The sequence below is a fragment of the Streptomyces sp. NPDC051662 genome, assembly GCF_040681655.1.
In the GTDB taxonomy this organism is placed as follows: Bacteria; Actinomycetota; Actinomycetes; order Streptomycetales; family Streptomycetaceae; genus Streptomyces.
Map to the genome: position 1 here is coordinate 25,817 of NZ_JBFAZD010000034.1, position 13,684 is coordinate 39,500.

A 13,684-nucleotide genomic window follows, 5' to 3' on the forward strand; every position below is an offset into this window, starting at 1 on the left:
GAATCCGGGTGCGGACTGCCGGTGCGGTGGTGTGTGATCGAAGGTATGACGATCGCATTGAGCACCTTGGAAGTCGACGGACTGAGCAAGGCCGTCGGCGTGCTGCGGGAGTGGCAGAGCGACGGGGCGCCGATGCAATTGCATCCGGGGGACCTGGGCTGGTTCTGGCGGTCAGGTGCGGAAGCGACCGCCGCAGCGGTCAGGACGTGGGGCCGCGACGGAGAGATTCTCGCCGTGGGGCTGCTGGACGGTCCCGGGCTGTTGCGGCTGACGATCGCGCCGGAGGCTCAGCGGGACGAGGAGTTGGCGCAGCGGCTGGTGGCGGACGTGACCGAACCGGAGCGCGGCGTACTGCCCCGGGGGAAGGTGAACATCGAGGCGCCGGTGGGTGCCCTGATCCACGATCTGCTGTTCGAGGCCGGCTGGAACACCGACGAGCCATGGACACCGCTGCGCCGCGACCTTACCGAGCCGGTGAAGGACCCGGGCGTGCGGATAGGGGTGATCGGGCCGGAGCAGGCACACGTGTTCGCCGCCGTACATCGGGCAGCGTGGGACGGGTCGTGGTTCACGGAGGAGCGCTGGCACGCGATGGCGGCGGGGTTGCCCTACGCCGACGCCCGTTCTCTGGTCGCGTACGACGACCGCGACAACGCGGTGGCGGCGGTGACGGTGTGGTCGGCCGGCCCGGGCAGGCCCGGGCTGCTCGAACCGCTGGGCGTACACCGGGATCATCGCCACCACGGCTACGGAAAGGCGATCACCGCCGCTGCGGCGGCCACACTCCAGAAGCTGGGATCGTCGAGCGCGATCGTCTGCACCCCGAGCTCCAACGTAGGCGCCGTAGCCACCTACAAATCGGCCGGCTTCCAGCAGCGCCCCGAGGTACGGGACCGGTACAGGAACGCGTGAACCTCTACCGAGGCGGACCGGCGCACCCATGCGCCGGGGGCCGGGGGCCGGTTGCCGACTGGGGGTGGGTGGGCCCTGCGGGGCTGCGCAGGAGTGGAGTGGGGCGGCCTGGCTCCGGCAAAGCGTCTGACGGTCGGGGAGGGGCGGGGATTCATGCCCGGCTGGTGGCGGTTCGACTTCGGGTGTGGGTTCGTGCCGAGGGGTAGCCGGGGTGACCCGGAGAGTTCGATGGCGGGTGGGGGCCGCCCCTCAGGCTTCAGTTTCGCGGCTCCGGGTCGGGCGTCAAGGGCGCTCCTACGTCGCGTCGGCAAGCCGATGGGCTGCGCCCACCCTTGACACCCAACCCTCCACCGCAAGTGCAGCTTTGAGGGGGGGCGGCCCGGGGGGAGGGGTCCCCGGGGAAGCACCCATGTGCGGAGGGTTCGTTCCCGGCCTCGGGCCGGTGGGTGGTCTGCGCAGCAGTGGAATGGGGCGGCCCGGCACCGGCTCAGCGTCTGACCCCCATGGGTGGCTGGGATTCATGCCCCGCTGGTGGGGGTGTGTGGGTGGTGGGGTGGCTGTGACTCATGAGGCGGCCAGTGGGCGGGTCCAAGGAGGTGATGTGTCGTGGGGACGACTTAACCGAACCCAGGACGCATCACCTGCCCGAGGGCCCCGGAATGGCCCGCCAAACTGGGACATAGGGGGTGGGTGGCGGGTCCGTCCGCCCCAGTCGACAGGTGCACCCGTCAACGGACTGTCACCAGCGGGGCATGAGCACCAACAACCCACCCACACCAGCCCGCTGAGCCGGTGCCGGGCCGCCCCACTCCACTGCCGCGCAGACCCGCAGGGCCCACCGGGCTGAAAGCCGGGAACGGACCCCCGGAACAAGCGAGCTTCCCCGGGGACCCCTCCCCCCCGGGCCGCCCCCCTCAAAGCTGCACTTGCGGTGGAGGGGCGGGTGTCCAGGGTGAAGCGAAGCGGAATCGGCGCAGCCGACGCGACAAAGGAGCGCCCTTGACGCCCGACCCGGAACCGCGAAACTGAAACCTAGGGGCGGCCCCCACCCGCATCCACACCCCCCGGGTCACCCCGACTACCCCTCGGCACTGACCTGACGCCGACCACCGGCCGCCCGCCCCACCAAGTGCACCTGCGGCGCACGGACCGTCACACGCACCGGATCGGGGCAGCAGTAGCAGGTGTACGTGTACCCCTCCTCCGCGTCGAGCGGCACCGGCGGAAGAGCACTCTCCGGACTCGGCATCACCGCGTACAACACCCCCACCGCCAGCACGATCGCACTCAACGCGATCGACACAACACCCCACAACGCAGGGTCCGTTACGGGCTCCATCACCCAGCCACCTCATTCCTGACCTCGGACAACGTGAACCAGACGGTCTTGTGGCTGGGTGAGGATCCCCCGTAGATGGTCGACCCCCACGCGAGGGCCAGACTCTCCACGAGGACAAGGCCACGCCCCGAATCCTGTTCGCCTCCCGCACGGAGCCCCTCCGGCGCGGTGCGTGCGGAGGGCGTGGGCAGCGCCCACGGTTTGTTGTCCGCGACGGAGACGGTGACCTGTTTGCGGTTGACCGTCACACGGACGCGGATCAGGGGCGTACGGGTGTGCCGGTGCGCGTTGGTGACCACTTCGGTCACGCAGAGGCGCGCGTCGTCGACGAGGTTGCGGTGCCGGCTGAGCCCGAGGAGCGACGTGACGAAGTCACGCGCGATCCTCGGCGCGGTCGCCGTGCTGGGCAGGGCCAGCCGGTAGGTCTCGGCGCCCGGGGGCGGCGGGGGTACGGGAGTTGCGGTGACGGTCACGGTGGTCATGTCGTTCTCCCAACGCAGTGCGGTCTGAACTGACGCGTGGCCCGCCATGCGTGGCGATGACCGGACCGGCACATGGTTCAAGGCGCGCCGGAGCGGCTGCACTTCGGTCTTACTGACGTGCGACGCGATGCTGTGACGACGGTAGGGTAAATACATTCACCGGTCCACCTCTGTAACTCGAACTGGGGATAGCCGGTGGACCCATGACCCGGTTACGCGCAACACTGTGAGCAGACAGGGGAAGGTGACATGCCGCCAAGGGACAACCCGACCGCACGCCAGGCCCGCCTCGGCGCGGAGTTGAAGAAGATGCGCATTCGCGCAGGCAAGACGGCCCGCGAAGCGGCCGGCCTCTTCTCGACGGATCAGGCCAGGATCAGCAACATCGAGTCCGGGCGCCTCGGCATCAGCGAGGAGAGGATCCGCAAGCTGGCAGTCTTCTACGAGTGCGTCGACACCGCGCTGATCGAGGCCCTGTGCACCATTGCGAGCGAGCATCGCGGCCAGTACTGGTGGGATGGGTATCGCGGCGTCCTTCCTCTCGGCTTCCTGGACATTGCCGAGCTTGAGCATCACGCCGGATACCTGCGCTATCTGCAACCAGTGACCTTTCCTGGCGTGTTGCAGACAGAGGATTACGCACGGGCGCTGTTCAACAGCGTGCTGCCGAAGTTGCCCACCAACGAGGTGCTGGCACGGGTCGAGCACCGAATGAAGCGGCAAGGCATCTTCGATCGTCAGAATCCTCCGGAGTTGGAGGTCATCGTGCACGAGGCCGCACTCCGGATGCGCATCGGCGGACGAAAGGTCGCACGCGAGCAGCTTCAACACCTCATCGAGGCCTCCGAACGGCCAGAGATCATGCTTCGGATCATCCCGTTCACCAACGAGGACTTCATCGACCTCACCCAAACCGTGCTCTACACGGGCGGCGTCGTTCCACAGCTCGATACCGTTTACATTGATAACCCCTCCAGCGGCCTTTTCTTGGATGCTGCCGCCGAGTTGGAGAAGAATCGAACGCTGCTCGACTTTGCCGAGCAGGCTTCTCTGGAGCCTGCTGAGTCGCGCAGCTTCATCCATCACATTGCAAGAGAACTGTGAGAGGTATAGGCATGAGCGCAGAGATCAGCTGGCAGAAGTCGTCCTTCTCTGGGGAAGGGCCGCAGTGCATTGAGATCGCCGAACGAGACGGCGCGATCCTGATGCGCGAGAGTGACGACCCGAACGTAGTTACCGCCACCAGCCCGACCAAGTTCGCCGCGTTCATCGCGGGCGTCAAAGCAGGCGAGTTCGACCACTTCGCCAACTGAGCCCCTACCTGTGCCAACATTCGCTCGCGACGTCCTGAGAGGAAGAGGAATGAGCACAGAGATGAACTGGCATAGATCGTCCTTCTCAGGCGGTGACAACAATCCGAACTGCGTCGAACTGGCCAGTGTCGACGGGCAGATCAAGATGCGAGAGAGTGACGCCCCGGACACCGTTGTCACAACGAGCCCCGAGAGGTTGCGCGCCTTCCTCCTCGGCATCAAGGCCGGAGAGTTCGATCACCTGATCTAACGAACCATCCGCGCCCATACGCCCCTCACCCCCGATGGTGAGGGGCTTCGGCGTAGGGCCCGCATAAATGCTCCGGTACACACTTGCGCACCCTCTCTCCGTGACGCTACCGTCGCTGTGCGTCGCCAGTCCGGGTCGAGTCCTCGGCAGGACATCGCCCTGACCGGCGCAACTCTCCCCGTCCCGCGCCCCATTGGGGAGAGTCCCGAAGGGTTGTCCCCCGCCCACCGCTCGTCATGCCGGCGCCTGGGCGGGGGACAACTCTGCCCCCGCATCGCGCGCTGAGGAGAAGGGCACCGAGACCATGGCTCCACCCCCACCCCCACCCGCATCCCCGCCCACACCCACACCCGCACCCGCACCCGCACCTCCACCAAAGCCACCCAGCCCCACAACGGGCAGTGAGGCGCGGCAGCGACTGTCCATGTTGATCGACATGTTCGGTGTGCGCGGAACGCTCATGGTCCCCACGGCCGAGCCGCGCCCGAACTCGTCTCCGGCCATTGCCGAGCCCCGCCCGAACTCGTCTCCGGCCATACCTGACGAAGCCGAGCTGTTCCGGCGAATCTTCGGGGACCCGCCACCGCAGTGACCGCCCCAGCCACTGACCCAGTGACCGCCCCAGCCAGTGACCGCCCCAGCCCGGTGACCGCCCCAGCCCAGCGCCCTCCCCGACCGAAAGGATCGCCATGCCGCCCCCGTCCACCCCGCCCCAACCCGACGCACTCGCCGACGCGTTGATCCGCGTCCCCCGCCACGAGTTCATCCCGCCCCGCGCCTGGGCCGTACCCCAGGGCGCCGGAACCCCTCCCGCCGCTGCCTCCGGGTACTGGATCGACCAGCACCGCGACGCGGATCGCTGGTGGCGCGCCGTCTATTCCGACAGCGTGATCGTCACTCAGCTCGACGGCGGCCGGACCGAGCTCACCCCGGCCAACGCCGCCGCTCCCTCGACCGCGCCGAGCTGCGCCGCCTCCAGTCCTCTCCTCGTGACCGCCGGGTTACGGCATCTCGCCGTGCGACCCGGGAACCGGGTCCTCGACATCGGGACCGGTACGGGCTGGACATCCGGCCTGTGCGCGTACCTCACCGAGGACGACACCCTGGTCACCACCGTCGAGATCGATCCCGAGCTGGCCAGGACCGCCGCCGAGAATCTCGCCCGCTGCGGCCTGCGTCCACACGTCGTCACCGGCGACGCGGCCACCGAACTGCAAACCCCGCACAGCCACTCCGACGGACTGTTCGACCGCGTGTATGTCACCTGTGGCGTCACGGACATCCCGTACGTATGGGTGGAGCGCACCCGTCCCGGCGGGCACATCGTCCTCCCGTACAACCCGCCCATCGGCAGGCTCCTGCGTCTCACTGTCCTCGACGACGGCTCGGCCACCGGCCGTTTCGGGGAGGAGTGCTCGTATATGCCGTTGCGCTCGCAGCGACTGCCTCAACGCACGAACGAGGGCGCAACGGGTACCGACGCCCGGACCGACACCCACCCCCGCGTCCGCTCCCTGGACTCCGGTTCCGTCCCCGAGGCCCTGCTCCACCCCGCCCCCGGCCTTCAGGTTCTGCTCGCCTCCCTCGTCGGCGACGAGCCCTGGGCGTCCACTTCCGGCAGCGTGCTGCTGACCGACGGGGTCTCCCGCGCCACCGTCGAGGACGGCGGCCGGCTGACGCAGACCGGGCCGCGCGATCTGTGGGACGAGGCCGAGTCCGTCCATCGCGCCTGGACCCAGCACGACCGCCCGGGGCTGGACCGTATCGGCTTCACCGTCACACCCCAGCGGCAGTACGTGTGGATCGACGATCCGTCCGTACCCGCCGCCCTCACTCTCGACAGATCACTCAACAAATCACCCGACAGATCAGCGGACACGGCAGCGACGACGGTGGGAGCTTCCCTTGGCTGACTGCGGCACCTGTCACGGCAAGGGATGGGTCTATGAGCACCAGGACGGCGCGCGCAAGAAGGTGAGTTGCCCCGTCTGCAAGTGAGACCTCATGCCAAGTGACGCCTCACCCCCCGGTCTACCTCACCCCCCGGCCTGCCTCACACCCCCGGCCTGCCCAGCACCAGAATCCGAATCGCGAGCACCGCCGCCCCGCGCGCCCAGTCGTTGCCCGCCATGCAGGACGTGTACGCGAACGGGAGACCGGTGGACAGCCTCACCACGACCAACCGGCAGATCAATCTCATCCTCTCGCAAGACGATTGACCGAGCCGGTCGAACCGGACTGACCCGTCCCAACTCGCCCCCAACTCGCCCCAACCCGTCTCAACCAGGCCGAACCGAGCAGACAAGAAGAGAGCTCATCGGAAGAGAGAGCTCATCGGAAGGGTGTTTCGTGTCCTTTTCCCTTGGCATCGTCGGCGCCGGGCAGTTCGCCGGGCAGTTCGCGAAGCTCTGGCGGCTCCACCCGGGCGTCGGCGATATCTTCGCGACCGATCTGCTCCTGGAACGGGCCGACCGGCTCGCCGCCGAGTACGACCTCGCGGGGACCCTCCCCTCCTTCGACGCCTTGCTCGACTCGGACGTCGACGCGGTCGCCGTCTTCACCCAGCGCTGGACGCACGGCCCGCTCGTCCTCAAAGCCCTGCGCGCGGGCAAGCATGTGTACTCGGCGGTGCCGATGGCGGTGACCCGCGACGAGATCGCGGCCATCATCGACGCCGTACGGGAGACCGGGCTGACGTACATGATGGGCGAGACCAGCCAGTACAACCCCGCCACCGTCTACGCCCGCGACCGGATCGCCGACGGCGCCTTCGGCCGGCTCTTCTACGCCGAGGGCGACTACGTCCACGACATGGATCTCGGCTTCTACGCGGCGTACCAGTACAGCGGCGGCGAGCAGTGGAAGTCCACCGCCAGCTATCCGCCGCTGCTGTATCCGACGCACTCCGTCGGCGGGGTGCTCGGCGCCTGGCAGACGCACGCGGTGAGCGTGTCCGCGATCGGGGTCACCGACGACCGGGGGGACGGTGTCTTCGACAAGGACATCAGCCAGTTCGGCAATGACTTCTCCAACGCCACGGCGCTGTTCGAGGTCGCGGGAGCGACTGGAGATCCCGGACTTCGGGGACGCGCCGGAGTAGCCCGTACTCGCGCCTCGCCGCCCCCTCTCCGTACGGATCGCCCCACGTGCACCATGGTGGGGATGCGCGACATCCGTACATCGAGAGCCACCGAGAGACCAGGGCAGGGGCAGGCGTGACAGGGAACGGGATACCCGACGAGTATCTGGACGGGTACGCCCGCATCCTGGCGGCGGTCGCCCCGACGGGCCGCCGGCTCACCCGGGACGAGTTGCTGGCCCGCCGGGAGATGGGTGAGCGGGCCGCGGAGGCCGGCTTCGGGCTGCGTGCCCTGGTCGGCGCGCATCTCGCCGCGGCCCGCGCCCACTGGCCCGTCACCGCGACCCCGGGCAGCGGCGGCGGCCAGGGCGGCGGGTCCACCGACAGCGTGCTCGCCGCCATCGAACAGGCCGTGGACGCGTTCGCCGAGGGGTACGAGCGGGCGCAGCGGCTCGCCGTACGCCAGGAGGTCGCCGCGCGCCGGGAGTTCATCGACGACCTGCTGTACGGGCGCAGCGATCTGGGGCGGCTGGCCGAGCGCGCCGAGCGGTTCGGGCTGCGGCTCTCGTACGAACATGCGGTGGCGGTCGCGGAGGGCTCCGTCCCGTACGACGAGGAGGACGCCGTTCCGCGCTCGGTGGAGCAGGCGCTGCTCGGCCGGTTCGGCGATCGCAGCGTGCTGCTCACGACGAAGACGGGCCGGCTCGTCTGTATCGCGCCGGGCGACCAGCCGGAGGTCCTCGCCTACTTCGCCAAGCAGGCGTTCGCCGCCACGGACGGCGGCCGGGTCGCCATCGGCCGGCCGCGGCCCGGGGTGGGCGGGGTCGTGCAGTCGTACGAGGAGGCGCTGAACGTACTCGACCTCGCCGAGCGGCTCGACCTGGACGATCCCGTCCTGCACGCCGCCGATCTGCTCGTCTATCCGGTCCTCACCCGGGACCGGCAGGCCATGACGGAGCTGGTCCTCAGCGCGCTCGGTCCGTTGGAGGCGGCGCGCGGTGGGGCCCGGCCGCTCATCGAGACCCTCACCGTCTACTTCGACGCGGGGTGTGTGGCGGCGGAGGCGGCGCGGCGGCTCTCGCTGAGCGTGCGAGCCCTGACATACCGACTGGAAAGGATCCATAAGCTCACCGGCGCCGATCCCGCTGATCCGGTGCATCGCTACACCTTGCAAACCGCTGTGATCGGGGCCAGGCTCATGGACTGGCCGGCGAAGTCCTTCTGAACCGGGCGGCATTCCGGCCGCGAGCCGCCGCGAGTCGCCGTGGTGAGCCGCCGTGAGCCGCCGCGAGTCCTTCCGGACGGGGAGACCTGCGACTGTCGGCATTAAGAACGCGTTAAGACTGCCGGAAAACGGCAATGTCCGGTTCCGGACAAAGATGGCATCATGGGGCCCTGCCGAGGAAATCAGCGGCAGAGGGGGAGGGGGGAACCGATGGATCCGATGACCTTGTTTCTCGGTCTCGGCATCGCGGGGATCGTGCTGCTCGTCCTGTCGCTGATCTTCGACGGCATTCTCGAAGGGCTCTTCGACGGGGTCGGGGTGCTGAACGGTCTGTTCGACGGGCTGCTCTCGCTGCCGGTGATCGCGGGGTTTGTCTCGATGCTCGGCTTCGGGGGCGCGATCGTGCTGGGCACCACGCAGCTCGGTACCGGACCGGCCGCCGTCACGGGGGTGGCGGCCGGGTTCGGTGCCGGGTGGCTCACCTGGAAGTTCAGCAAGGCGCTGATGCGTGACCAGACAGCCGTCACCCCGCGGGGCGACGATCTCGTGGGGTCGGCGGGCACGGTGGTCACGGCGATTCCGGCCGGCGGCTACGGCGAGGTGCTGCTGCGGCTCGGCGGGCAGCCGGTGAAGTACTCGGCGAAGAGCGCGCTGCCCGTGGAGAACGGCGCCGAGATCTGGGTGGAGGAGACGCTCTCGTCGACCTCGGTCCTGGTGCGTCCCGTCCAGCGCTGACCGGCCCGGCACTGCCCAGCACCGCCCAGCACCGCACCGCACCGCCCCGCCCGGCACTGTCCAGCGCTGTCCGGTCCCGTCTCGCCCTGTCCAGAGACGCCCTATTTATCGTTATTCGCCTTAATCACCTTGATTTGCCGTCCCTTCGGGAGGCAAGGGAGAGAGCACCATGAGCCCACTTCTCATCGCCGTGCTGGGGGTCGTCGCACTCGTCGTCCTGCTGGCACTCGCCGTCATCACGCGCTACAAGGTCGCCGGGCCCAGCCAGGCGTTCATCGTCACCGGCCGGCGCGGCAAGCAGTCGACCGATCCGACCACCGGCCGGGTGTCCATGGACACCAGCGGCCAGAAGGTCGTGGTCGGCGGCGGCGTCTTCGTCGTCCCGTTCGTACAGCAGAAGTTCACGCTCGACCTGTCCAGCCGGCACATCCCGGTGGCCGTGCGCGGCGCGGTCACCCTGCGCGGGGTGAAGGCGAACCTCGAAGGCGTCGCCATCGTCAAGGTCGGCGGCACCGAGGACTCCATCCGGGCCGCGGCCCAGCGCTTCCTCCAGCAGCAGGGCGGCATCGTCGGCTTCACCCAGGAAGTGCTCTCGGGTGCGCTGCGCTCCATCGTCGGCCGGATGTCGGTCGAGGACATCATCCGCGACCGCGCGGCCTTCGCCGGTCAGGTCGCGGAGGAGGCCGAGGCGAGCCTGTCAGGGCAGGGCCTGGTGCTGGACGCCTTCCAGATCCAGGACATCACCACCGAGGGCTCGTATCTGGAGGACCTCGGCCGGCCCGAGGCCGCGCGTGCCAAGCAGGAGGCCGACATCGCCGAGGCGGTGGCGCGCCGCGCCGCCGAGCAGGCACGGCTCAAGGCCGAGGAAGAGATCGCGATCGCCCAGCGGACCTTCTATCTGAAGCAGGCCGAGATCAAGGCCGAGACGGACGAGGCCGCGGCGCGCGCGGCGGCGGCGGGACCGCTGGCCCAGGCGGCGCGCGAGCAGGACGTGCTCATGGAGCAGGAGAAGGTGGCCCAGCGCCAGGCCGCGCTGACCGACCGCGAGCTGGACACCAAGGTTCGTAAGCCCGCGGACGCCGCGCGGTACCAGGCCGAGCAGGAGGCCGAGGCGCGGCGGATCGCGCTCGTCAAGCAGGCCGAGGCGGACGCCGAGCGGTCCCGGCTCACCGGTGAGGGCGAGAAGGCGCACCGTGCGGCGCTGGCCGCCGCCGTACGGATCGAGGGTGAGGCGGAGGCCGCCGCGATCGGCGCCAAGGGTGCCGCGGAGGCGGAAGCGATGCACAAGAAGGCCGACGCCTTCGCGCGGTACGGGGACGCGGCCGTCCTCCAGATGCTGGTGGAGGTGCTGCCGTCGGTCGTCGCGAAGGCGTCCGAGCCGCTGAGCGCGGTGGACAAGATGACGGTGATCTCGACGGACGGCGCCGGTCAGCTGGCGCGTACCGTCGCCGACAATGTCGCGCAGGGCGTCGAACTGCTCAGCTCCACCACCGGAGTTGACCTGGCCGAGCTGCTGAAGGGCCTCGCGGCGGGCAAGACGGGGGGCGCGGGCGCGGTGGCGAGGACGGCGGAGACCGCCAAGGCCAACGGGCAGATCGAGGTCACGGACTGAGTCACGGACTGAATCGCGGATTGAGTCACGGACTGCGCGAGCGGTCTGAGCGCTCCGTCCTCACCACAACGAGGGGCCCGGTCGGCGGGGAAGCCGACCGGGCCCCCGGCGTTCCCCGTCGGCAACTGGCGTCAGCGCGTACGCACTTGCCAGCCTGAGCGCGGAATCACCTCACAAAGGCGAGGCAAAGAAGCACTGTCGGCTCGTATCCGCGATTCCCCGGCAGGGCAGCGGGGCATCACCAGGGTGCAGCCGCCACGCGGACCTCTCAGCGGACCTCCCGAGGGGGAATCTGATGAGCCGACCCTGCCTGCCGCCGGGCAAGAGCGCGTCGCCGGGCACGACCGCGTCGCCGGGCCCGGCAGCCCCGGCGCGTACGTCCCTCACCCTCCGCGGAGAGGTCGCGTGTCCGGTCTCGCTGACCGTCGCCGATCTGCGGGAGCGCTGGGAGCAGCACCGCGCCGAGGTGGTCTTCGACTGCGCCACCAGCGGGCCGCGGCACCACACCTTCGAGGGCCCGCTGCTCCGGGAGGTGGTCGATGACGCGAAGCCGGTCTTCGACCCCCGTCGGCGCAAGGACAGGTCCCGGTTCCTGCTCGCCGTCACCGGCGGCGACGGGCACCATACGGTGCTCTCCTGGGCGGAGATCGACGCCGACTTCGGCAACGTACCGATCCTGCTGGCCACGGCCATGGACGGGCGCAGCCTGGAGTCCGCGGGCAGCCAGCTGGTGGTGCCCACGGACCGCTGCGGGGCGCGCTACATCAGCGCGATCACCAGCGTGTGGGTGGGCGCGTGCGCGGTTCCGCCTCAGCGGACCCGGGCCACACCCACGTAGAAGGAACTCTGCTCGTCCTCGGGGGCCGGTGTCCCCTTGAACCACTTCGGGGCCGTCACCAGGCCGGGGTCCACCAGATCCAGCCCGTCGAAGAACCGCAGGACCTCGGCGTGCGTACGCAGCCGGAGCGCGATGCCGCCCTTGCCGTACGTGTTGGTGACCCGGCCCGCCTTCTCCGGCTGGAAGTCGCCGGTGCCCTGCGAGAAGACGAAGAGACTGCCGGACGGCAGCGCGTCCACCAGGGTGCGGGTGATGCCGTACGGGTCGTCCTCGTCCGGGATGAAGTGCATCAGGGCGATGAGGGAGAGGGCGACGGGCCTGCTGAAGTCGAGGAAGCCACGGGCGTGTTCAAGGATCTCGTGCGGCCGGCGGACATCGGCCTCGACGTAGTCGGTGGCGCCCTCGGGCGTGCTGATCAGCAGGGCCTCGGCGTGACGCAGCACGATCGGGTCGTTGTCCGTGTAGACGACGCGTGAGGCCGGCGCGATCTCCTGGACGATCTGGTGGAGGTTCGGCTCGGTCGGGATCCCCGTACCGATGTCGAGGTACTGCTCCATACCGCTCCGCGCCATCCAGGCCGCGGCGCGGTGCATGAACGCGCGGTTCAGCCGGGAGTCGCGCCGGGAGTCCTCCGGTAACCGCTCCCCCATCTCCCGGTCGACGGGATAGTTGTCCTTACCGCCCAGCAGATAGTCGTACACCCGCGCCGGGTGGGGCTTGCTGGTGTCGATCTGGGGCTTGGGTATGCCTACCGTCATCGCGGTTCACAGCTCCTTACGGAAGTCGGCGAGGATCTGTTTGGTGCGGCGCGCGGATTCCGCGTGGGCCACCATGCGGTCCATCGCCTCCATGTGCTCCGCGACCTCACCGGTGTTGTCGATATAGAGCGCGCCGGTCAGATATTCGACGATGACCATATCCGGCAATTCGGGTATGGCGAAGCGGAACAGCACGAAGGGGCTGTAGGTGCCGGGGTGATGCCCGGCGGCGAACTCGGCTATCTGGAGCGTCACATTCGGCAGCTCGGACGCGGCCAGCAGCCGGTCGATCTGGGCGCGCATCACGGCGGACGAGCCGACGGGGCGGTGCAGAACCGTCTCGTCCATGACAACCCAGAAGACCGGGGCCTCCGGTCTCGTCAGCAGCGACTGGCGCTCCAGGCGCAGCGCCACATGGCGTTCGATGCGCGCCGGGTCGTTCCGGCCGACCTCGCCGTAGGTCAGTATCGCGCGGGCGTAGTCCTCGGTCTGGAGGAGCCCCGGCACGAAATGCGGCTCGTAGCACCGTATGGTCTTGGCCGCTTCCTCCAGGCTGACATGACCGCCGAACCACTCCGGCAGAACGTCGTGGAAGCGCTGCCACCAGCCGGGCTTGTTGGCCTCGTCGACCAGCTGGAGGAAGGCGGTCGCCTCGTCGCCCGTCACGCCGTACGCGGGCAGCAGCAGCTGTACGTACGGGACCTTGAGCGCGACCTCGGCCATCTCCATGCGCCGTATCGTCGCGGGGGCGACATGCAGCAGTCCGGCGGCCCGGTCGCGGCTGAGACCGGCTCTCTCGCGCAGCCCCTGGAGCCGCTTGCTCAGGACGAGTTGCCCAATTGTCGGGGCAGACCGCGGTTCGCTCACACCCCACCACCAGCCACCAGCATGCGGGCAGTTTGCCACAGCGGCCCGAACACGCACACGGGGGCGTCGGCGTGGATGGACGGCGCGGTTCCGGCCGGACGGCAAGATGAACCCGCGACGTCGACGGGGATACCTTCCGGTGTCCTGAGGATGGCGTCCGCCGGTTAGCATCGAATCGCGGCACTTTCTCGCTACCCGCCGTTCCCGTGTCCTGTCCCTGCCCTGTCCCTGCCCCGGCCCTGCCCAGGCCCCGCCCTGGCCCTTCTCCATCCGC

The 13,684-nt window shown here is 69.2% G+C and carries 13 protein-coding genes and 1 pseudogene; 10 read left to right on the top strand and 4 right to left on the bottom strand.

Annotation, left to right across the window (positions count from 1 at the left end; genetic code table 11):
• Positions 1 to 45 precede the first annotated feature (45 nt).
• Complete coding sequence (locus AB0M67_RS36185; protein ID WP_365751849.1) at positions 46 to 912, top strand: GNAT family N-acetyltransferase; 867 nt, start codon at positions 46 to 48, stop codon at positions 910 to 912.
• A 1,078-nt stretch (positions 913 to 1,990) separates the two neighbouring features.
• On the opposite strand, the gene AB0M67_RS36190 is transcribed toward AB0M67_RS36185, so the two are convergent.
• Both AB0M67_RS36190 and AB0M67_RS36195 read right to left on the bottom strand, forming a co-directional pair.
• Positions 1,991 to 2,254, bottom strand: a complete 264-nt coding sequence (locus AB0M67_RS36190) for a hypothetical protein (protein WP_365751850.1) — start codon at positions 2,252 to 2,254, stop codon at positions 1,991 to 1,993.
• Entirely contained in the window at positions 2,251 to 2,733 is a 483-nt protein-coding gene (locus tag AB0M67_RS36195) for an ATP-binding protein (protein ID WP_365751851.1), read from the bottom strand. Before AB0M67_RS36195 ends, AB0M67_RS36190 begins: the two co-directional genes overlap by 4 nt.
• 249 nt (positions 2,734 to 2,982) lie before the next feature.
• Between AB0M67_RS36195 and AB0M67_RS36200 the strand changes: the two genes are divergently transcribed.
• The 9 genes and pseudogenes from AB0M67_RS36200 to AB0M67_RS36240 all read left to right on the top strand — a co-directional run bounded on the left by AB0M67_RS36200 (position 2,983) and on the right by AB0M67_RS36240 (position 11,785).
• The gene (locus AB0M67_RS36200) at positions 2,983 to 3,837 is read left to right on the top strand and encodes a helix-turn-helix transcriptional regulator (RefSeq protein WP_365751852.1); all 855 of its coding nucleotides are present in this window, start codon (positions 2,983 to 2,985) and stop codon (positions 3,835 to 3,837) included.
• Positions 3,838 to 3,848: 11 nt separating this feature from the next.
• Positions 3,849 to 4,046 (top strand): DUF397 domain-containing protein, encoded by a 198-nt coding sequence (locus tag AB0M67_RS36205; RefSeq protein WP_365751853.1) that lies wholly within the window; start codon positions 3,849 to 3,851, stop codon positions 4,044 to 4,046.
• A gap of 49 nt (positions 4,047 to 4,095) precedes the next feature.
• Positions 4,096 to 4,296 carry a DUF397 domain-containing protein gene (locus tag AB0M67_RS36210; RefSeq protein WP_365751854.1) on the top strand — a complete coding sequence of 67 codons (201 nt, stop codon included), beginning with the start codon at positions 4,096 to 4,098 and terminating at the stop codon, positions 4,294 to 4,296.
• 689 nt (positions 4,297 to 4,985) lie between these two features.
• Positions 4,986 to 6,209: a methyltransferase domain-containing protein gene (locus AB0M67_RS36215; protein WP_365751855.1), complete on the top strand. Its 1,224-nt coding sequence runs from the start codon at positions 4,986 to 4,988 to the stop codon at positions 6,207 to 6,209.
• 436 nt (positions 6,210 to 6,645) lie between these two features.
• Positions 6,646 to 7,424 (top strand): annotated as a pseudogene (locus AB0M67_RS36220) (Gfo/Idh/MocA family oxidoreductase); the annotation flags it as partial.
• Positions 7,425 to 7,511: 87 nt separating this feature from the next.
• A complete protein-coding gene (locus AB0M67_RS36225) occupies positions 7,512 to 8,600 on the top strand; it encodes a helix-turn-helix domain-containing protein (protein ID WP_365751899.1) in 1,089 nt (362 codons plus the stop codon).
• A gap of 219 nt (positions 8,601 to 8,819) precedes the next feature.
• Positions 8,820 to 9,335 (top strand): hypothetical protein, encoded by a 516-nt coding sequence (locus AB0M67_RS36230; RefSeq protein ID WP_365751900.1) that lies wholly within the window; start codon positions 8,820 to 8,822, stop codon positions 9,333 to 9,335.
• A 169-nt stretch (positions 9,336 to 9,504) separates the two neighbouring features.
• Complete coding sequence (locus tag AB0M67_RS36235) at positions 9,505 to 10,947, top strand: SPFH domain-containing protein (RefSeq protein WP_365751856.1); 1,443 nt, start codon at positions 9,505 to 9,507, stop codon at positions 10,945 to 10,947.
• Positions 10,948 to 11,242: 295 nt separating this feature from the next.
• Positions 11,243 to 11,785, top strand: coding sequence for a molybdopterin-dependent oxidoreductase (locus AB0M67_RS36240; protein WP_365751857.1), 543 nt, complete (start codon positions 11,243 to 11,245; stop codon positions 11,783 to 11,785).
• Here AB0M67_RS36240 and AB0M67_RS36245 read toward each other — a convergent pair.
• Both AB0M67_RS36245 and AB0M67_RS36250 read right to left on the bottom strand, forming a co-directional pair.
• Complete coding sequence (locus AB0M67_RS36245) at positions 11,758 to 12,543, bottom strand: SAM-dependent methyltransferase (RefSeq protein WP_365751858.1); 786 nt, start codon at positions 12,541 to 12,543, stop codon at positions 11,758 to 11,760. The genes AB0M67_RS36240 and AB0M67_RS36245 overlap by 28 nt on opposite strands.
• Positions 12,544 to 12,549: 6 nt before the next feature.
• Positions 12,550 to 13,410: a helix-turn-helix transcriptional regulator gene (locus tag AB0M67_RS36250; protein ID WP_365751859.1), complete on the bottom strand. Its 861-nt coding sequence runs from the start codon at positions 13,408 to 13,410 to the stop codon at positions 12,550 to 12,552.
• Positions 13,411 to 13,684: the final 274 nt, after the last annotated feature.

Coding starts and splice junctions, on each gene's coding strand:
- AB0M67_RS36185 (WP_365751849.1), top strand. CDS start 46: ATGACGATCGCATTGAGCACCTTGGAAGTCGACGGACTGAGCAAGGCC.
- AB0M67_RS36195 (WP_365751851.1), bottom strand. CDS start 2,733: ATGACCACCGTGACCGTCACCGCAACTCCCGTACCCCCGCCGCCCCCG.
- AB0M67_RS36200 (WP_365751852.1), top strand. CDS start 2,983: ATGCCGCCAAGGGACAACCCGACCGCACGCCAGGCCCGCCTCGGCGCG.
- AB0M67_RS36205 (WP_365751853.1), top strand. CDS start 3,849: ATGAGCGCAGAGATCAGCTGGCAGAAGTCGTCCTTCTCTGGGGAAGGG.
- AB0M67_RS36210 (WP_365751854.1), top strand. CDS start 4,096: ATGAGCACAGAGATGAACTGGCATAGATCGTCCTTCTCAGGCGGTGAC.
- AB0M67_RS36215 (WP_365751855.1), top strand. CDS start 4,986: ATGCCGCCCCCGTCCACCCCGCCCCAACCCGACGCACTCGCCGACGCG.
- AB0M67_RS36230 (WP_365751900.1), top strand. CDS start 8,820: ATGACCTTGTTTCTCGGTCTCGGCATCGCGGGGATCGTGCTGCTCGTC.
- AB0M67_RS36235 (WP_365751856.1), top strand. CDS start 9,505: ATGAGCCCACTTCTCATCGCCGTGCTGGGGGTCGTCGCACTCGTCGTC.
- AB0M67_RS36240 (WP_365751857.1), top strand. CDS start 11,243: ATGAGCCGACCCTGCCTGCCGCCGGGCAAGAGCGCGTCGCCGGGCACG.
- AB0M67_RS36245 (WP_365751858.1), bottom strand. CDS start 12,543: ATGACGGTAGGCATACCCAAGCCCCAGATCGACACCAGCAAGCCCCAC.